Genomic DNA, 18,965 nt, shown 5'->3' on the forward strand with positions numbered 1-18,965 from the left:
GAGCGACTGGACGATTGACGGCGGTCACGGGTCGATGGGCAGGCGTCGGGCGGTCACGCCTGCCCAGTCGATTCACCGGGCCAGCAGGCGCGCCACCGCCGTGCTGAGCATCCGTACGCCGAGAGTCGACCCGGGCTCGAGGCCGGTCACCTTGCGGGCGCGCTGCAGCCGGTAGTCCAAGGTACGCGGATGGATGCGCAGCGCCGCCGACGCGGCCGCGCGGTTCATGTTGTGCCGATAGTAGGCGTGCAGGGTCGACACGAGATCCGGCCCGTTGGACAGCCGCCGGGCGAACGCGCGCAGCCACGCGTCGATTTCCGGCGTGTTCGCGACGGCCATCTCGACGAACAGGTCGGCGAGGACGTACAGGCGCGCCGGCCGGTCCTCCGTCGGCGCGACCCGGCTGGCCTGCCGCGCCCAGGTGAGGGATTCGGCGAGCCGGCCGGTCACGCCCTCCACGGAAGCGATCTGGCAGGCCCGCCCGAGCAGCGCCACCGCCGAGCGCACTTGGTGCAGCGCCACCGTACGGTCCACGGTGCCGGGCGTCAGGATGGCCAGCTCGCCACGGCTCAGCCAGGCGACCAGCGAGCCGGCGGCGAGCGCGCTCACCACGGCGGAGCGGTCCTGCTCGGGCACGGCGGGGGCGGGGACACGCACCACCGTCAGCGCGTAGCGGGCGGCCACCAATGGCCGCAGCGAGTCGGCCAGCCGCGGCTCCACCGGCTCGTCCGCGAGCAGCGCGCGGGCGAGCAGCTCGTTGCGGGTGGCCAGCGTCCGTGACCGGCCCACCCCATCGGTGTACCCGTGCAGGTACGCGCTTCTGGCGCGGACGCCCTGCGCGCCGATCCAGCCGAGCATCCGCAGCAGGTCGTCGCCGTCCTCCGGGCCGGCCACCCGGTGGATCTCCTGGAGCGTGAGGTGCGTGTGCAGCCCGAGTACCCGCTGCTGCGACAGGACGGACAGCCCCAGCTCGGCACGCTGGCGGCCCACCGACGAGATCGTCGACAGGTCCTCGTCGTTGAGCGGCAGCCGCGCCGGCGCCAGGTCGAGTCTGCGGGACCGGATGAAGACCGCGAAATCGTACATGCTCGCCTGGTGGTCGCGCTCGCCGCCAATAGTCGGAATGTCCTGGTATTCAGGGATTTCGCGCAGATACGCCGACACGGCGTTTCGCGCGTTGTCCTCCACCTGCTCACGTAACGACGCGAACAGTCCGCCCACGTTCCGTTTCCCCGTTTTCCCCGTCAACCCGTGCCCCCTTCAACGGTCAGGTTCGGTGCTTGCCCCCCGCGTATTCGTCGGCCCGCTCGTCGTGGATCAATGCTCCTTACGCGAACGCGCAACAGCGCGTGTGACCTTGTGTCGCCGCCACGAAGACCTGCTCGCCGGGCGGATTTGATACTTGGCAGGCCGCGGCGTGGTTCGGCTGCGGCGCCATCGACCGCTCGACGAAGGGATCGGTATGCGACTGCGTCATCTCGTCCTGACCGTGCTGCTGGCGTGCCTGGGCGCGACCTGGCTGGGCGCCTCACCCGCCCAAGCCGCACCGCTCACAGTCCAATCGGTCGACGCCTACCTGGGCGGCGTCGACCTCAACGGTTACTGCAGGTCGATCGGGTACGACCATGCCAAATTGGTGGGCACCCATTTCGATGGCTGGCGGTGCGTCAGCGGCAACGACGAAGTCGGCCTCTCGGTGGCCAGTGCCTGCCAGTGGCAGTTCAGCCCGCTCGTGGCCGCCGGCTATCCGGTCACCGCGTCGACCAACGGCACCAGCGCCGGCGAGTGGAAGTGCCATGCCACGCCGGGAGTGACCGAGTTCTACAAGGGCATGAACCTCGCCGGTTTCTGCCAGTCGATCGGCTACAACGGCGCGAAGCACTTGGGCGACAACGTGACCGGCTGGGTCTGCACCAGGAACGACGGTCAGATCCGCCTCGACCTGCATGCGGCCTGCACCTGGCAGCACGCTGACAAGGTCGCCCAGGGATGGACCTTGGTAGGGGTCTGGGAAGGCTACGGCGACTCGTTCAAGATCAATTGTCGGGGCTTGCACGCCTGACGCTCACCTGATCAGCGCGCCGGTGGTGCCGATACGGGTGCCACCGGCGCGCTCTCATGCGTTGAGCGGGCCGCTCGGCGTCACCGTTATAAGCCTGGAAAAGCTGAAATTTCGGATAAAACGCTATAGGTGGGAACGCGCCTCACGGCGAGCTGCTGGTGTGGGAGCATTTGGGCACCATGCGAGCCATGCTGCCGTTGCGATTAGCGCGGTCGGCCCTCTTCGCGGCCGTCTGTGTGACGCTGGCCGCCCTGGCCCACTGGTTCGCCGACGGCACTCTGCCGGGCCCCGGCCATCTCGCGCTCGGCGCCGGGCTAGTAACGGCGGGCGCCGCCGCGCTGGCCGGCCGGGAGCGCGAACCGGTCCTGATCGCTGTCCTGCTCGGCTCGGCGCAAGTCCTCCTGCACGGGCTGTTCTCCTGGCACGACGCACCCGCGCCCATGCCGCCTGGACACGGACCGGCCGCCGACATGGGCATGGTGCTCTGCCACCTCACCGCCACTCTGGTGACCGGATGGTGGGTGGCCAGGGGCGAGACCGCGCTGTGGGCGGTGCTGCGGCGGCTGGCCGTACGCCTGCTCCTGGTCCTGCCGTCGTGCCCCGCATACCCACTCACTCCACCGGCGCCCGCCTATCGCTCACCCGGCGGACCGTACGAAAGCGTCCTGCGTCACGCGGTCGTCCGGCGTGGACCCCCGCTCCCGGCTGCCCTCTGAACCCCGTCCCGCAGCCACGTGGAGATCACCATGCCGTCAACCCCCCAACGCCGTCGACCCCTGCCCTTCGGCACCTGAGCAGCCGTGTCCACTTTCCGAGGCGGGGCGACGCCGGCCCGCCGATACGCCGTCGTCGCCGTGGCCGCCGGAGTCCTGGTGCTGGTCGCGGCCCTGCTGTTCGGCGGAAGCGTGCCGCAGCCGTCGATCCCGGGCCTGCCCAAGGCGGGACCGTTCACCGACTGGGGGATGCCCCTGGCCCGGTTCGCCTATGACCTGTGCGCCTTCGCCACCGTCGGAACACTGGTGGCCGCCGTGATCCTGGCGCCGCGCGGCACGCCGCAGGCCGCCGCCTGCCTGCGCGCGGCCGGCCGCTGGGGGCTGGGCTGGGCCGCCGCCGCGGTGGTGACGTACCTGCTGACGATCTCGGAGGTCGTCGGCCTGCCGCTCACCGACCTGTTCGAGAGCCCGTCGATCCTGTCGTTCGGCACGACCGTCCCGCAGACCCAGGCGCTGCTCATCGTGGCCGCGGCGGCGGGGGTGGTGGCGATCGGCACCAGCCTGTGGTGTTCGCCCTGGTGGAACGCCTTCCTGCTGGTGGTCGCCGTCTTCGCGATCCTGCCGCCCGCCTACGTCGGCCACGCCGCCTCGGCGGGCGACCACGACATCGCGATCTCCGCGCTGATGGCGCACCTGGCGGCGGTGGCGGTGTGGGTGGGCGGCCTGGCCGCCGTCCTGGTCCACTTCCGGCGGTCGGACCGGCTCACGGAGGTGGTGCCCAGGTTCAGCACGCTGGCCCTGGCCTGTTTCGGCGCGGTGGCCGTGTCGGGCGTGGCCAGCGCCTGGGTGCGCCTCGACGCCGTCGCGCAGCTGTGGCAGACCCGTTACGGCCTGCTCATCCTGGCCAAGGCGGCCGCGCTGGTGGCCCTGGGCGTCTTCGGCCAGAACCATCGCCGCCGTACCGTCGCGGGCCTGGCCGAACGCCCGGTGCGGCGCACGTTCGTCCGCCTGGCCACCGGTGAGGCGATCGTCATGGCGGCGGCCGTCGGGCTCGCGGTCGCCCTGTCACGCACCCCGCCGCCGCCTTCGGAGGGCGGCGGCGGCCACGACCACCTCCTGCTGGAGTACAACCTGCCGCCCTTCTCGATCGGCGGCCTGCTCACCGAGATCAGGCTGGACCCGCTGATCCTGCTCGTGCTGGCCGGCCTCGCGATCGGCTACCTCGTCGGGCTGCGCCGCCTGGCCCGCGACGGGATCGTGTGGCCGCCGGGCCGTACCGCCGCGTGGCTCGCCGGGCTCGCGGTGCTGGCGTTCGCCCTGCTCAGCGGGGTGGGCGGCTACGCCCGCGCGATGCTGTCGGCGCAGGCGCTGCAGTACGGCCTGGTCGCGCTCGTGGCGCCGCTGCTCCTGGCGCTCGGCGCGCCGCTGACGCTCGCCGCCCAGACCACCACGGACCGGTCCCAGTACGGCGACGTGACCCGCGCGATCCTGGACAGCCGCCTGGCCTCGCGGCTCACCCACCCGGTGACCGTCGCCGCCGCGCAGATCGTGCCGATGGCGGTGCTGTACGGGACCGGCTGGCTGGGGCAGTCGTTGTACAGCTACGCGCTCCATCTGCTCACCCTGGCGGTGCTCTTCTGCGCCGGGGCGTTGTGCTTCTGGGTGCTGGCCGGGGTGGATCCGCTGCCGCGCCCGATCACCTGGATGGCGCGGGTGCGGCTGCTCGCGGTGGTCGCCGTGGCGCAGCTCGCGCTCGGGCTGGCCCTGCGGTTCGGGCCGGGGGTGGGCGTGGACTGGTTCACGCTGGTGTCGCCGCCGGGGGTGTCGGACCTGTCCGCCGACCAGCGGACCGCCGGGCTGACGGTGCTGGTCGGCGCGGTCGTGGTGCTCGTGGCACCGGTGGTACGACTGACGTCATGGCGGCGGGCCGCTCAGCGGAGAAGGACGCTCGCCTGATCGACGGTGGTCAGCCGGTCGGTACGTTCGTCTGAACGACGGCGGTCAGCCCGCCACTCACCGGAGGAGGATGCTTGTCTGATCGACCGTGGTCAGCCGCCGTTCGGCGCCGGTGATCTCGTACACCGGCCCGGTCAGTGTCACCGACCTCTCGGCGACGACGTCGGTGACGGAGCGGCGGACGGTCACCGTCACCTCGCCGGGCTCGACGACGCGCCGGCCGTCGCGCCCGGTGAAGGCCAGCAGCCGCGTCGGCACCTCGAAGCCGACCGACACCCGCTCGCCGGGCGCGAGCTCGACGCGCGCGTATCCGACCAGCTGGGCGACGGGCCGGGTCACCGAGGCGACCACGTCCGACGCGTAGACCTGCACGATCTCCGCGCCCGCCCGCTCGCCCGCGTTGCGGACGACGACGGAGCAGCGGATCGACCCGTCCGCCGCCGGGGCGGTCCCGGCCACGGACACCTCGTCGTAGGCGAAGCTCGTGTAGCTCAGCCCGTGACCGAACCCCAGCTCCGGAGCGGGGTCGATGTTGCTCACCGAACTGGCCGCGCCGAGCCGGGGATGCAGGTAGCTGTACGGCTGGCCGGCGGACGAGCCCGGCATGCTCATCGGCAGCCGCCCCGACGGGTTGACGGCTCCGCTGATCACCCGGGCGATGGCGCCCGCGCCCTCCTCGCCGGGGAAGAACGCCTGCACCACGGCGGCGGCCTCGCGGAGGATGCCCGGCACGGCGTAGGCCCGGCCGGTCAGCAGCACCGCCACGACCGGAGTGCCCATGGCGAGGACCGCGTCGGCGAGTGCCTGCTGGGCGCCGGGCAGGTCGAGGGTGTCCACGTCGCAGCCCTCGCCGGAGGTGCCCCGGCCGAACAGGCCGGAGCGGTCGCCGAGCACGAGGATCACCACGTCGGAGGCGGCCGCCAGGTCCACGGCGGCGCCGAACCCCGTGCGGTCGCCGTCGTCGACACCCGTGCCGTGCGCGACCCGCAGCACCGCGTCCGGGAACTCCGCCCGCAGGGCGTCGAGCAGCGTGGGCGATTCGATGCCCGGCTCGACCTCGGGAAAGTGCGGCAGGACGTGGTTGACGAAGGAGTAGCAGCCGAACAGCGCGGTGACGCTGTCCGCGTTCGGGCCTATGACGGCGATGCGCTGTCCATTGCCGTCGCCGAGGGGGAGCAGGCCGTTGTTGGTCAGCAGCACGATGGACTCTTCCGCCAGCCGCCGCGCCAGCGCCCGGGACTCGGCGCCGTCCAGGTCGACGGGTCCCGAAGGAGCCGGCTCGTAGCCGTCGTCGAGCAGGCCGAGCTTCGCCTTCTGCAGCAGCACCCGGCTCAACGCCCGGTCGATCAGCGATTCGGCGATCCGCCCGCTCGACACGGCCTGCTTCAGCGGCGCCAGATAGGCCACCCCGGTGGGGAGCTCTACGTCGATCCCCGCCGTAAGCGCCTGCACGGCGGCGTCTTCGGCGTCGGTGGCGACGGCGTGCAGCGTGTGCAGGAAGGCGACCGCGAAGTAGTCCGCGACGACGGTGCCGCCGAAACCCCACTCGTCACGCAGGATCCGGGTCAGGTAGTGGTCGTCCGCGGCGATCGGGATCCCGTCGATCTCGGCGTAGGAGTTCATCACCGAGCCCGCCCCCGCGTCCCGGATCGCCACCTCGAACGGGAACAGCAGCACGTCGGCCACCTCACGCGGCCCCGCGTGGACCGGGGCCAGGTTCCGCCCGGCGCGGGAGTTCGAATAGCCGACGAAATGCTTCAACGTGGCGATCACGCCCGCGGACTGGAGCCCCCGCACGTACGCCGCCCCGATCGTCGCGACCTCGTACGGATCCTCGGACACGCACTCCTCGACCCGCCCCCACCGCTGGTCGCGAATCACGTCGAGCACGGGAGCGAGCCCCTGATGAATGCCGAGCGCGGCCATGCTCGCCCCGATCCGCCGGCCCATCCGCTCGACCAGCTCGGGGTCGAAGGACGCGCCCCAGGCCGGCGGGACCGGATAGGTCGTCGCCTGCCAGGCCGCCAGCCCGGTGAGGCATTCCTCGTGCGCCAGTGCCGGGATGCCGAGGCGGGTGTGGTCGAGGAGCCATCGCTGCCGCGCGGCCAGCAGGGTGCTCGCCCACTCCGGATCGACGGGCCGGGTCCCGTAGTGCCGGGTGATCTGCCCGAGTCCGTGGCGGGCGAACTCCTCGAACGCGACGTCCTCGCCCTGCATCGAATCCTGCAGCGGCGCGACGACACCCTCTTCGCGATTGACGTTCAGCCACACGCCCACGAGCTGCGCGAGCTTCTCGTCGAGCGACATGTCGGCCAGCAGGTCGCCGACGCGTCGCGCTCGACGCTCATCGATCGTCATGCACGCACCCTCACTGTTGATCCGGCGCGCCCGGTTCGGCGCGGGCTTCCGTCATCGCATCGGAAAGTTTCCGGATAGTTTTCCGAAAGAATGCCGTGACATTGCCGTTTCGTTACGGTAGATTCCGACTTGTAGTCGTGTCAACATTTGCCGCATGCGCCTCATCAGCCCAGTTGGATAAGCGTCTGCGGGCCAGACAATTTTCCGAAAGTCGGCAAACGGGAGGTACTGTGCCCCGACCCACGCTCTCCGATGTCGCGGCGGCGGCCGGGGTGTCGGTCCCGACGGTCTCGAAAGTGCTGAGCGGCAAGAAGCACGTCTCCGCCGCCACCCGCGGCAAGGTGCTCGAAGCGGTCCGCGCCTCCGGGTACGAAGCGCTCCGCCCGCCCAGCGCCCCGCAAGTCGGCCTGGTCGACCTGCTCATCGACGGGCTCGGCTCGCCCTGGGCTGAGGTCCTGGTCAAGGGTGCGGAGCAGGCGGCCGCGCGCTGGGGGTTCTCACTCGTCGTGACCTCCTCCGCGCGCGCCGACTTCGACCTGCGGCGCTGGATCGGGATGGTGCGCAAGCGCGGCACCGACGGCATCGTCCTGGTGCTCTCGCGCGCCAACCAGGAGGAGATCGCGGCGGTCGAAGAGCTGCTGCGGGTCCCGATGGTGCTCCTGGATCCGGTCGGCAAGCGCGACCCCCGGCTCTCGACCGTGGGCGCGACCAACTGGTCGGGCGGGGTGATGGCGACGACGCATCTCCTGGAGCTGGGGCACGAGCGGATCGGCTTCATCGGCGGGCCGCTCGACACGCAGTGCACCCTCGACCGCTACGAGGGCTATCTGGCCGCGCACCGCACCTTCGGCGTCGAGCCGTCGGCGGACCTCACGCGGTTCGCCGACTTCCAGGTCTCCGGCGGCAAGACGTTCGGCGCCGAGCTGCTCGACCACCCCGACCGGCCCACGGCCATCTTCGCGGGCTCCGACCTGCAGGCCGCGGGCGTCTACCAGGCGGCGGCCGAGCGTGGCATCCGCATCCCCGACGAGGTGTCCGTGGTCGGCTTCGACGACTCCCCGCTGTGCGAGATGCTGTCCCCGCCGCTCACCACGGTCCGTCAGCCGCTCGACGACATGGCCAACGAGGCGGTCCGGCTGATCACCGAAGAGCTGGCCCACCGCAGGGGCTCGGCCGGCACCCGGATCGAGCTCGCCACGAGCCTCATCGTCAGAGGCAGCGCGACGCGCCGACCCGGGTGACGCCGGGGTCCAGAGGCAGCGCGACGCGCCGACTCGCGTGACGTCGGGGTCGATCAGCGAGCGAAGCTGGGGAAGTGCTCGTCGGGCAGCGGCAGGCCGGGGGTGAGGCCGAGGGGGTCGGTCAGCACGTGCGACGGTTCGGCGGCGAAGACCGCGTCGGCGTCCATGTAGATGACCACATGCGCGATGCGCGGGTCGTCGGTGAAGTTGGGCGTGGCGCAGTGCGCCAGGTACGAGTTGTGGAAGGTGCAGTCTCCCGCCTTCAACGGGACGGTCACCCGCTGCCGCCACCGCAGCTCGGGCGCGATCCGGAAGAGGTCCTGGCCGTCCGTCAAGTCCTGGGCGCGCAGGTCCTGGAGATCCTGCGAGCCGGGCACGAACGTCATGCAGCCCCGCTCGACGGGCACGTCGACCAGCGCGATCCAGGCCGACAGGGCGTGCCGCGAGCCGGTGTGCGGCCAGTACGGCTGGTCCTGGTGGAACTCGGTGGCCGCGCCGTTGTGCGGCTTCTTGATCAGCAGCTGGTCGTGCCAGAGCCGCAGCGGCACGCCCGCCAGCTGGGTCGCGAGCGCGGCGAGCCCCGGGTGCAGGGTGAGCTCGCGCAGCGTCTCGTCGTGCTGCCAGAGCTGGAGCAGCTGGACGAAGATGTCGCCCTCCCGGTTGTCCCGCACGGTCTCCTGCGCGGCCAGCGCCGCCTTGGCGTACCGGGCGGCCTCCGCACGCGAGATCACCTGCGGCAGGTGGATGAAACCGTCACGTCGGTACGCGGACACCTGAGCGTCGTCAAGCATGTTCTTCTCCCTTGTCGGTGGTGCCTCCACTCTTGCCGGGCGGTGCCGGGGCGGGCTAGGACGGGGGTTGCTCGCATGTAGCACAATCCTGATGTGCACCGCGTACGACGCGACGACGTCTTCACCCCCGACCGGCCGCCCGTGGTGGCGGAGCGGCACGAGCTGGCCGCCGACAACAGCGCGCACAGCCACGACTTCCTGGAGCTGGCCGTGGTCACCAGGGGCACGGCCACGCACGTCTCGGCCATCGGGGAGCAGGAGCTGAGCCGCGGCTCGGTCGCGCTGCTGCGACCGGGCGACTGGCACGGCTACCACGACTGCCGCGGGCTGGTGGTGCACAACGTGTACGTCGGTCCGGAGATGTTCCAGCGGGAGCTGGCCTGGCTGCGGGCCGAACCCCACATCGGCAGGCTGCTGCACCGCTCGGGGCATGTGTCGCGGCTGGACGACGGGGCGCTCGCGGTGGTGGAGGCCGCGCTTCCGGCGGCGGTGGGCGGGCACATCACGCAGGTGGGAGCGCTGCTGTGCCTGCTGGGCGGGGCGGCGGCCTCACTGGCCTCGCTCGGTGAGCCCGCCGCCGGGAGCGCGGGGACGCACCCCGCGGTGCTGCTGGCCGTACGGGAGCTGGAGGGCGACCCGCGGCGGGACTGGTCGGTGGACGACCTGGCGGCGCTCGCGCGCGTCTCGGCCGCGCACCTGGCCAGGACGTTCACCGCCCAGCTCGGCATCTCGCCGATGGCGTACCTGAACCGGCTGCGCGCCGAGCGGGCGGCGGCGTTGCTCATCGAGACGGACCTGCCGGTCGCGGCGATCGGCAGGCAGGTGGGGTGGAGCGACCCCAACTACGCCAGCCGCCGCTTCCGGCAGTTCTTCGCGATGAGCCCGTCCGGCTACCGGGCCAGGTTCAGCGCACCTGCGCCAGCGCCGTGACCAGCGCCGTGACCAGCGCCATGATCAGCGCCATGATCAGCGCCATGACGAGCGCGGTGGCGGGCGAGGGTCAGCGCACCTCCTCCAGCTCGATGACCAGTGCGGTGGCGGGCTTCAGCGCCGGGGACGGCAGCCCGAGCCCGGCCAGGACCGAGCCCCGCAGGCGTACCGGGGCGGCCGTCCACTCCGGCAGCCCGACACCCGTGGGCAGGCGGCCGGTCACCCGCACCTCATAGACGGCCTCGGGGTCCAGTCCGGGCAGGCGCAGCGGGGCCGGCCCCATGGCCACCCGGGAGGCGAGCTGGACGCAGGCGAACACCGCGTGCCCGCCCCGGACCACGCCGTGCAGCAGCACCGCCGGGTCGGGATGGTCGGCGCGGACCACGGTCCCGCCGTGCAGCGTCGGCCGCAGCCGCTTGTGCAGGGCGATCCATTCCGCGAGCTCCTCGCGTTCGGCCTCGCTCGTCGAGGTCAGGTCCCACTCGACGCCCATGTGGCCGAACAGCGCGGTGGCGCAGCGGAACGACAGCGGCAGCGACCGGCCGGTGACGTGGTCGCGGGGCGCGCCGACGTGGCTGCCCATCAGCTCCGGCGGCACGAGCAGGCCGGTCCAGCGCTGGATCGCCTGCCGGTCGAGCGCGTCGTTGCTGTCGGAGGTCCAGACCCGGTCGGTACGGGCCAGGATGCCGTAGTCGATCCGCGCGCCGCCGGACGAGCACGACTCGATCTCCAGCCTGGGATGGCGGCGGCGCAGCTCGTCGATCAGCCGGTACGCGGCCACGGTCTGCGCGTGCACACCCGCCACGCCGTCGTGGACGGGCTCGGCGATGTCGCGGTTGTGGTCCCACTTGATGTAGTCCAGCTCGTACTCGCCCACCAGCGTGCTGATCCGGTCCAGCAGGTAGGCGAAGACCTCCGGCCGGGCCAGGTCGAGCACGTGCTGGTTGCGCTGCGGCGGCGGGAGCCGGTCGGCGCGGCCGAGCACCCATTCGGGATGTTCGCGGGCGAGGTCGGAGTCGAGATTGATCATCTCCGGCTCGAACCAGAGCCCGAACTGCATACCGAGCTTGCGCACGTGCTTGGCCAGCGGGTGCAGGCCGTCGGGCCACACCCCCTCGTCCACGTACCAGTCGCCGAGCCCGGCCTTGTCGTCGCGGCGGTGCCGGAACCAGCCGTCGTCCAGGACGAACCGCTCGATCCCCACCTCCGCGGCCCGGTCGGCCAGCGCCAGCAGCCGGTCGAGGCCGTGGTCGAAGTAGGTGGCCTCCCAGTTGTTCAGGGTGACCGGGCGGGCCGGGCGCGGGCCGCGCGAGCGCAGGTGACCGTGCAGCCGCCCGGCCGCCGGGTCCAGCCCGGAGTCCGACCAGGTGAAATAGACCAGCGGCGTCTCGTACGTCTCGCCCTCGCCCAGGATGATCTCGCCGGGCGCGAGCAGCTCGCCGGCCGCCAGCAGCGTCACGCCCTCCGGCAGCCGCTCGACGTAGTGGATGTGGTCGCCGCTCCATCCGGCGTGCGCCGCCCACACCTCGCCGTGCCGGAACCCGAACCCGCCCGTTCCCGCCACCAGCAGGCCCGTGCCGTCGTGCCCGGTGCGCCCGCGCCGGTTCTCCCGCGACCAGACGCCGTAGGCCAGCGGCCGGCGCTGCGGCACCTTCTCCAGCGCCCACCGCCCGGTGAAGTCGAGCAGCTCATCCGCCCGCGCGGGCAGCGGCAACGCGCAGGTCAGCTCCTCCACGCGGTACGGTTCGGCGGCGGTGTTCGTCAGCGCGTGCCGCATCGTGACCACGCCGTTGGCGTCCATGGCCAGCTCGCTCACCAGCCGGAGCCCCGCCCGATCGTCGGTCGCGGTCACGGTCACACTGCCGCCCGCACCGGGTACGGCCCGCGTCTCGACCGGGCCGTAGAGGTTCCACCTGACCGGCCGATGCGCGGACGTACGGGCTCCTGACAGGCCCGGCCGGCCGTACCAGCTGTCGCCCTGGAGCGGCACCAGCGGCGGCGCCGGCGTCAGAGAGGCCAGCGCGGGCAGGAGTTGCTCCTCGGCGACCGCACCGATGTCGGCACCGAAATGGCGCACCCGCGGCAGGCCGGAGCCCGCGACGTCAAGGACGAGACAGGTGCCTGCGGCGGAAAGGATCACGGGGGACACGTCGGGCTCCTCACACTCGGACGGGCGCCGGGCCCGCTTTCGTGTAAGAGGTTCGCACGGTGCGCCGGTCGACCGGCGAGCAGGTGCCGCAATCGGCGCGCCGGGCGACAAATCGCAGCTTCCCGCTCGCGGAACCGGCACGGAAGAAGAACGGAAGAAAAGCGGAAGATCATTCTCTTAACGTCGGCCACGACCTGGTAGACGAAGCGATGACCGAGGGCCGGTGCCTCATGGCGGCACCGGATGAAGATGGAAATCGGGCGCATGGCCATCGCGGCCGGCCAGGACGGGACGGGGACCCTCCGGCTCACCCCGCGTCACGACGGCGTGCTGAACCCCCCACAGATTGCCCCAATAGCCGCACACCAGTCCCGACTCGTCCCGCAGAATGGGTGAGCTCAATGGATGAACCGTCCGAGTTAGATCTGCCCGAATCCCACTGGAATCGTTTTCAGCAACCAGCACGTCCATCGCCATGGCCGCGGCGGCTGGCGACCATCCTGGCCGTCATCATGGTCGTGCCGCTGACGCACGCGATGCCCGCGAGCGCCGCGCCGCGCTCGGCCCCGGTCACGCAGAAGGACACCCCGGTCCGCGGGCGGGCGGTCCCGGTGCTGCCCATGACGCCCGATCAGGCGGCGAAACAGGCGTGGAAGGCCCCACCCGGCATCACCTGGCCGAAACCACAGGCCGTCGAGCTGGACGCGACCGGCAAGACGCAGACCCTGACCGCCGGCTTCCCGGTGCGGCTCGCCACACCGAAGTCGGCAGCCAAGACGGCTGAGGCCAAGACGGACAAGACGGCCAAGACGGCTGAGGCCGAGGTGGCCACTCCTGATCGGGTCCGCGTCGAACTGCTCGACACCGCGCCGACGGGCCTGCTCGGGCTCGCACTGCGGGTCTCGCCAGGTCAGGGCCTGGCGGCCAAGAGCGGGAAGACCCGTCTGGAGATCGACTACTCCGGGTTCCGTTACGCGTTCGGCGGCGACTACGGCGCCAGGCTGCGCATGGTGCGGCTGCCGGAATGCGCGCTGACCGCCGCGGCCGGGTGTCCCCGGCCGGAGCCGGTACCCAGCGACAACGACACGAAGACCGGCAAGCTGTCCGCCGACGTCGACCTGCCGGCGCTGTACGCGGTGACGGCCGCGCCGTCGGGCTCGTCCGGCGACCACTCCGCCACCTCGCTCGCCCCCTCCGCCGACTGGAGCGTCGGCACCCAGTCGGGTGACTTCAGCTGGAGCTACGAGCTGCGGGCGCCGCCGGCGCTGGGCGGTGACGAGCCGGAGATGTCGATCGCCTACTCCTCGCAGAGCGTGGACGGCCGTACCGCCTCCACCAACAACCAGCCGTCGTGGGTGGGGGAGGGCTTCGAGCTGACCCCGGGCGGTTACATCGAACGTCGCTACAAGTCGTGCATGATCGACGGCAAGAAGACCGGCGATCTGTGCTGGGACCAGGAGAACGCGACGCTGTCCCTCGGCAGCTCGTCCGTGGAGCTGGTCAAGGACGCCACGACCAAGCAGTGGCGGCCCAAGCGCGACGACGGCACCCGGATCGAATACCTCACCGGAGCCGTGAACGGCGACAACAACGGTGAGTACTGGCGCGTCACCACCGCCGACGGCACCCAGTACAGCTTCGGGCTCAACCGTCTGCCCGGCTGGGCGTCGGGCAAGCCGGAGACGAAGTCCACCTGGACGCATCCGGTGTTCGGCAACAACAGCGGCGAGCCCTGCTACTCCAGCACCCCGGCCAACGCCTGGTGCCAGCAGGCGTACCGGTGGAACCTCGACCTGGAGGTCGACACCCACGGCAACGCCATCACCTACTGGTACGAGGCCGAGAAGAACTTCTACGGCCGCAACATGAAGCCCGAGCTGGGCACGGAGTACGTGCGCGGCGGCTACCTGACCCGGATCGACTACGGCTACCTGCGCAACGAGCTGTTCACCAAGGCGCCCGCGGCCCGCACGGTCTTCGACGTGGCCGAGCGGTGCGTCCCCGGCGGGACCGTCACCTGCGCCGCCGACCAGCTCAAGAAGGAGACGGCGAGCCACTGGCCGGACGTCCCCTTCGACCAGATCTGCGGCTCGGGCCAGAAGTGTACCGACCGGCTCGCGCCGACGTTCTTCAGCCGCAAGCGGCTGGCGAAGGTCACCACGCAGGTGCTCAACACCGACACCGCCAAGTGCTCGGGCGCGCAGTACTGTCCGGTGGACTCCTGGGCGCTCGCGCACCAGTTCCCCGCCACGGGTGACGGCCTCAGCCCGGCGCTGTGGCTGGCCTCGATCCAGCAGAGCGGTCACGTGGGCGGCACGATCACGCTGCCGAAGATCACGTTCATCGGTGTCCAGCTGCCCAACAGGGTGGACGCGACCGAGGGCCGCGCGCCGCTGGTCAAGTGGCGGGTCCAGGCGGTGAACAACGAGAGCGGCGGCGAGCTCCGGATCAACTACGCCCCGGCCGACTGCAAGCCGGGAGACCTGCCGGCCGCCGACAAGAACACCCGGCTCTGCTTCCCGCAACGGTGGGCACCGCCGGACGAGGGCGAGGTCACCGACTGGTTCCACAAGTACGTCGTCAAGCAGACCCTCGAGGTGGACCGGGTCGCCGGTTCGCCGCCGGTGGTCACCGACTACGAGTATCTCGACGGGGCCGCCTGGCGCTACGCCGACAACATCCTGGTCAAGCCCGCGCACCGCACCTGGTCGGACTGGCGTGGGTTCGGCCGGGTGCGCGTCCGCGAAGGCAACGGCCAGGACGGCAAGCGCACGCTCACCGAGCTCAGGTACTTCCGCGGCATGGACGGCGACCGCCTGGCCGACGGGTCCAAGCGCGACGTGCAGGTGGTGGACTCCGAGGGCGGCAAGCTGGACGACCTCGACCAGTACGCCGCCATCCAACGGGAGGAGATCCTCTACGACGGCGACGGCGGCGCGATCCTTTCCGCGACGGCGGAGGAGCCGTGGTCGCTGAAGACCGCCCAGTCGACCCAGGACGGTGTCACCAAGACCGCGTACATCGTCGAGAAGAAGTCGATGGTCAACCGCGAGGCATTGGCGGGCGGCAAGTGGCGGCGCGTCGGCGAGACCCGCTCCTTCGACGAGCACGGCCTGCTCACCCAGGTGGACGAGCAGGGCGACCTGGGCACCTCCGACGACGACCAGTGCACGCGCTTCACCTACGCCCGCAACGACACGGCCTGGATGCTCGACTACACCAGCAGGATCCAGAAGGTCGCCGCCGGCTGCGGCGCCGGAGTGGCCAAGCTGGCCGCCGGTGACGTGATCTCCGACGAGCGGGTGCAGTACGACGGCAAGCCCTACGGCCAGGGGCCGGTCAAGGGCGACGTCACCACCATCCAGCAGACGTCCGGAGACGGCACGACCATCACCAACTCCGTCCTGACCTACGACACCTACGGGCGCACGACCAGCGAGACCGACGCGGTCGGCACCAAGGTCACCACCACCTACTCACCGGCCTCCGGCGCCCCGGCGACCGAGGTCAGGGAGACCAACCCGCTCGGGCACATGGAGCGCACCTTCCTCGAACCGGCCTGGGGCGAGCCGGTGGCCGAGATCGACGCCAACGACCGGCGCACCGACATGGAGCACGACGCGCTGGGCCGCCTGGTCAAGGTGTGGCAGGCCGACCGGAGCAAGGCGGCGGGCCAGTCGCCCAACACCGAGTACTCCTACCTGACCCGCACCGACGGCCCGAACGTCGTCACCACCAAGACGCTGCGCGGCGACGGCGGCTACACCACCAGCTACGAGCTGTACGACGGCCTGCTGCGCGACCGGCAGACCCAGGAGCCCGCCCCGCGCGACGACCAGACGCAGGACCCGGCGCTGCGCGACGGGCGCACGATCACCGACACCTTCTACAACTCCTTCGGCGAGGTGACCAAGAACAACAGCGGCTACTTCAGCCCGGGCGAGCCGTCCACCGACCTGCTCGGGGTGGCCGACACGGACGTGCCCACCCAGATGGGCTACCTGTACGACGGCGCCGGCGACATGAGCGCCCAGGTTCTCAGGGCCAAGGGCGTGGAGAAGTGGCGGGCCAGTGTCACGCAGGAGGGCGACCGGGTGCACATCACGCCTCCGCCGGGCGGCACCGCCGTCACCCGCATCGGCGACGCCGACGACCGGCTCATCGAGCTGCGGCAGTACAAGGGCGCCACGCCGACCGGCGAGTACGACGCCACCAAGTACGCCTACGACAACGCGGGCCGGCTGTCCACCGTGACCGACGCCGCCGGCAACGTCTGGCGGCACACCTACGACCTGCGCGGACGGGAGATCAAGACCGAGGACCCGGACAAGGGCGTCACCACCTTCACCTACAACGACGCCGACGAGCTGCTCACCTCCACCGACGCGCGCGGCAAGACCCTCGCCTACGACTACGACGTGCTGGGCCGCAAGGTGGCCACCCACGAGGGCTCCAAGGACGGCCCGCTGCTCGCGGAGTGGAAGTACGACGAACTGGCCAAGGGGCACCAGAACGCCAGCATCCGTTACGTCGGTGGGCAGGCGTACAAGGCGGAGATCAACGCGATCGACGCCGAGTACCGCGCCCTGCGGGAGACCGTCACCGTCCCGGAGCGGGAAGGCAAGCTGGCCGGTTCGTACGTGCTCAACACCCGCTACACCCTCGACGACCAGGTCCAGTCGGTCAGCTTCCCGGCCGCGGGCGGGCTGGCCGAGGAGTCGGTCGTCTACACCTACGACGAGCTGAGTCAGCCGACCAAGGTCGCCGGCCTGTCGTCGTACGTCACGGCCGCCCGCTACTCCAAGATGGGCGAGACCCTTCAGTACGAGCTGAGCGCCGGCGGCAAGAAGAGCTGGCTCACCTTCACCCACGACGAGGTCACCCAGCGGCTGACCCGGACGCGACTCGACCGCGAGAACGCCCCGGAGAGCGATCTGGATCTCAACTACACCTACGACCCGGCCGGCAACATCACCAAGATCGCCGACAGGGCGGGCGGCCAGTCGCCGGACACCCAGTGCTTCACCTACGACTATCTGCGCCGCCTGACCTCGGCATGGACCGCCACCGACGACTGCGCCAGTGGCACCCCGCAGTCGGACAAGATCGGCGGCGTGGCCCCGTACGCGACCAGCTACGCCTACGACGTCACGGGCAACCGGATCAAGGAGACCAAGCACGCCTGGGGCGGCGCGGCCGAGACGGTCCGCACCTCCACCTACCCCAAGCCCGGTGAGAAGCAGCCGCACGCCCTCCAGTCGGTGGGAGCCGACACCTTCGCCTACGACGAGACGGGCAACACCACCAGGCGCAAGGTCGGAACCGCCGACCAGAGCCTCGTCTGGGACTCCGAGGGCAACCTCGAGTCGGTGACAGAGGCGGGCAAGACCACCTCGTTCGTGTACGACGCCGACGGCGACCGGCTCCTGCGCAAGACGCCGACGGACTCGACGCTCTACATCGACGACATGGAGCTGCGCCTCGACAACGCCAAGGACGTCGTCGAGTGCACCCGCTACTACACCATCAACGGCGAGCCGGTGGCGGTGCGCACCCCCGACAACAACGTCTACTTCCTGGCCTCCGACCACCAGGGCACGGCGCAGGCCGCCGTCAACGCAGGCACCGGCGAGGTCGCCGTCCGGAGGATGACGCCGTTCGGCGAGGACCGCGGCACCCCGCCACCGTGGTGGCCCGGCCAGCGCGGATTCGTCGGCGGCGTCCAGGATCACTCGATCGGGCTGGTCCAGCTCGGAGCCCGCGAGTACGACGCCAAGAACGGGCGGTTCCTGTCCGTCGACCCCGTCATCGACGAGGAGGACCCGCAGCAGTTCAACGCCTACGCCTACGCCAACAACAGCCCCGTCACCATGAGCGACCCCGACGGGCAGTGGGTCTGGATCGCCGCCGCCGTCATCGCCAGGCTCGCGGCGCGGGCGCTGGCCAGAAAGCTCGCCCAGCAGGCGCTGAGACGGGCGATCGCGGCCCGCCGGGCCCTACTGCGGGCCCTTGCCAAAGCGGCCAGGAAGTTGAAGGAGGCACTGGCCAAGAAGAGAAAGGCGCTGAAGGAGGCGAGGGAGGCCGCGGCGAAGGCCAAGAAGAAGGCGAAGGAACTGGAAAGGCGGAAGAAGGCGGAGGAGGCCAAGAAGAAGGCGGAGGAGATGCGCAAGAAGGCCGCCGAACAGGCGCGCAAGCGCAGAGCCGCGAAAGCCGCACGGCAGGCCAAGAAGGTCGCGAGGCAGACCAGGAGGCACGTGAAGAAGGTGACCAACGGGCGGGTGACCAGGCTCCCCTCCAGACAAGCATCACGTGCGCGTCCTGCCAGGAGACCGACCAGCCACCGGGCGGCGCAACGGCAGTCGCCGCCCAAGGCGACCCGCTCGGCCGCCGTGCGGCCGGGACAGGTCTACGGCAACAACGGAGTGTCGCAGCCGACCCAGTCCGTCTCGGTGTTCCGCAACGGGAAGATGTATCCGGATGGGGAACCGCCGCCCAACCTGGTCCCGCCCTCGAATTCGGGTCAGGGCATGAGACAGGACTACAAGCCGATGGAGCAGGAGCCGCCGATGACGAAGACCGGCACCGTCAGCGACACCACGGGCCGTTTCATCCGTTACTTCGACCAGAGCGGCCTCGACGACTTCTTCGGAGGACTGTTCTGATCCGACCGGCGCGTCTGATCTGACCGGCGCGGGGCCCCGGGGCCCCCGGGCCCCCCCCCACACCCCGACTTAACGCGCAGAGCCGCACAAAACCCACATAAAA

Annotated in this window: 10 protein-coding genes; 6 read left to right on the forward strand and 4 right to left on the reverse strand. The window is 71.0% G+C overall.

The genetic code is table 11. The features are described from left to right. Positions 1–72 precede the first annotated feature (72 nt). Positions 73–1,221, reverse strand: a complete 1,149-nt coding sequence (locus AB0B64_RS44455; protein WP_358186622.1) for a helix-turn-helix domain-containing protein — start codon at positions 1,219–1,221, stop codon at positions 73–75. A gap of 241 nt (positions 1,222–1,462) precedes the next feature. Here AB0B64_RS44455 and AB0B64_RS44460 point away from each other — a divergent pair, with 241 nt between their 5' ends. The 3 genes from AB0B64_RS44460 to AB0B64_RS44470 all read left to right on the forward strand — a co-directional run bounded on the left by AB0B64_RS44460 (position 1,463) and on the right by AB0B64_RS44470 (position 4,731). Next, positions 1,463–2,062 (forward strand): hypothetical protein, encoded by a 600-nt coding sequence (locus AB0B64_RS44460; RefSeq protein ID WP_357952020.1) that lies wholly within the window; start codon positions 1,463–1,465, stop codon positions 2,060–2,062. A gap of 188 nt (positions 2,063–2,250) precedes the next feature. Further along, positions 2,251–2,778, forward strand: a complete 528-nt coding sequence (locus AB0B64_RS44465; RefSeq protein ID WP_358186628.1) for an MFS transporter — start codon at positions 2,251–2,253, stop codon at positions 2,776–2,778. An 84-nt stretch (positions 2,779–2,862) separates the two neighbouring features. Continuing rightward, entirely contained in the window at positions 2,863–4,731 is a 1,869-nt protein-coding gene (locus tag AB0B64_RS44470) for a cytochrome c oxidase assembly protein (RefSeq protein WP_358186637.1), read from the forward strand. Positions 4,732–4,788: 57 nt separating this feature from the next. Here the strand turns inward: AB0B64_RS44470 and AB0B64_RS44475 are convergent, their stop codons facing one another. Then, on the reverse strand, positions 4,789–7,089 hold the full coding sequence (locus AB0B64_RS44475) for a glycoside hydrolase family 3 N-terminal domain-containing protein (protein ID WP_358186643.1): 2,301 nt from the start codon (positions 7,087–7,089) through the stop codon (positions 4,789–4,791). Positions 7,090–7,319: 230 nt separating this feature from the next. On the opposite strand from AB0B64_RS44475, the gene AB0B64_RS44480 reads away from it, so the two are divergent. Further along, entirely contained in the window at positions 7,320–8,330 is a 1,011-nt protein-coding gene (locus tag AB0B64_RS44480) for a substrate-binding domain-containing protein (protein ID WP_357952028.1), read from the forward strand. Between the two features lie 53 nt (positions 8,331–8,383). Here the strand turns inward: AB0B64_RS44480 and AB0B64_RS44485 are convergent, their stop codons facing one another. Next, positions 8,384–9,121: a phytanoyl-CoA dioxygenase family protein gene (locus AB0B64_RS44485; protein WP_358186657.1), complete on the reverse strand. Its 738-nt coding sequence runs from the start codon at positions 9,119–9,121 to the stop codon at positions 8,384–8,386. Between the two features lie 93 nt (positions 9,122–9,214). Here AB0B64_RS44485 and AB0B64_RS44490 point away from each other — a divergent pair, with 93 nt between their 5' ends. Beyond that, a complete protein-coding gene (locus AB0B64_RS44490) occupies positions 9,215–10,051 on the forward strand; it encodes an AraC family transcriptional regulator (RefSeq protein WP_358186662.1) in 837 nt (278 codons plus the stop codon). A 70-nt stretch (positions 10,052–10,121) separates the two neighbouring features. Here the strand turns inward: AB0B64_RS44490 and AB0B64_RS44495 are convergent, their stop codons facing one another. Beyond that, the gene (locus AB0B64_RS44495) at positions 10,122–12,200 is read right to left on the reverse strand and encodes an alpha-galactosidase (RefSeq protein ID WP_358186668.1); all 2,079 of its coding nucleotides are present in this window, start codon (positions 12,198–12,200) and stop codon (positions 10,122–10,124) included. 512 nt (positions 12,201–12,712) lie between these two features. Between AB0B64_RS44495 and AB0B64_RS44500 the strand changes: the two genes are divergently transcribed. Beyond that, entirely contained in the window at positions 12,713–18,862 is a 6,150-nt protein-coding gene (locus tag AB0B64_RS44500; RefSeq protein WP_358186674.1) for an RHS repeat-associated core domain-containing protein, read from the forward strand. The last annotated feature ends 103 nt before the right edge of the window (positions 18,863–18,965 follow it).

This window comes from Nonomuraea sp. NPDC049129 (genome assembly GCF_040648495.1).
Lineage (GTDB): Bacteria > Actinomycetota > Actinomycetes > Streptosporangiales > Streptosporangiaceae > Nonomuraea.

Excerpts from the sequence above, each read along its gene's own strand:
- AB0B64_RS44465 (WP_358186628.1), top strand. The coding sequence starts at position 2,251 with ATGCTGCCGTTGCGATTAGCGCGGTCGGCCCTCTTCGCGGCCGTCTGT.
- AB0B64_RS44475 (WP_358186643.1), bottom strand. The coding sequence starts at position 7,089 with ATGACGATCGATGAGCGTCGAGCGCGACGCGTCGGCGACCTGCTGGCC.
- AB0B64_RS44460 (WP_357952020.1), top strand. The coding sequence starts at position 1,463 with ATGCGACTGCGTCATCTCGTCCTGACCGTGCTGCTGGCGTGCCTGGGC.
- AB0B64_RS44500 (WP_358186674.1), top strand. The coding sequence starts at position 12,713 with ATGGTCGTGCCGCTGACGCACGCGATGCCCGCGAGCGCCGCGCCGCGC.
- AB0B64_RS44485 (WP_358186657.1), bottom strand. The coding sequence starts at position 9,121 with ATGCTTGACGACGCTCAGGTGTCCGCGTACCGACGTGACGGTTTCATC.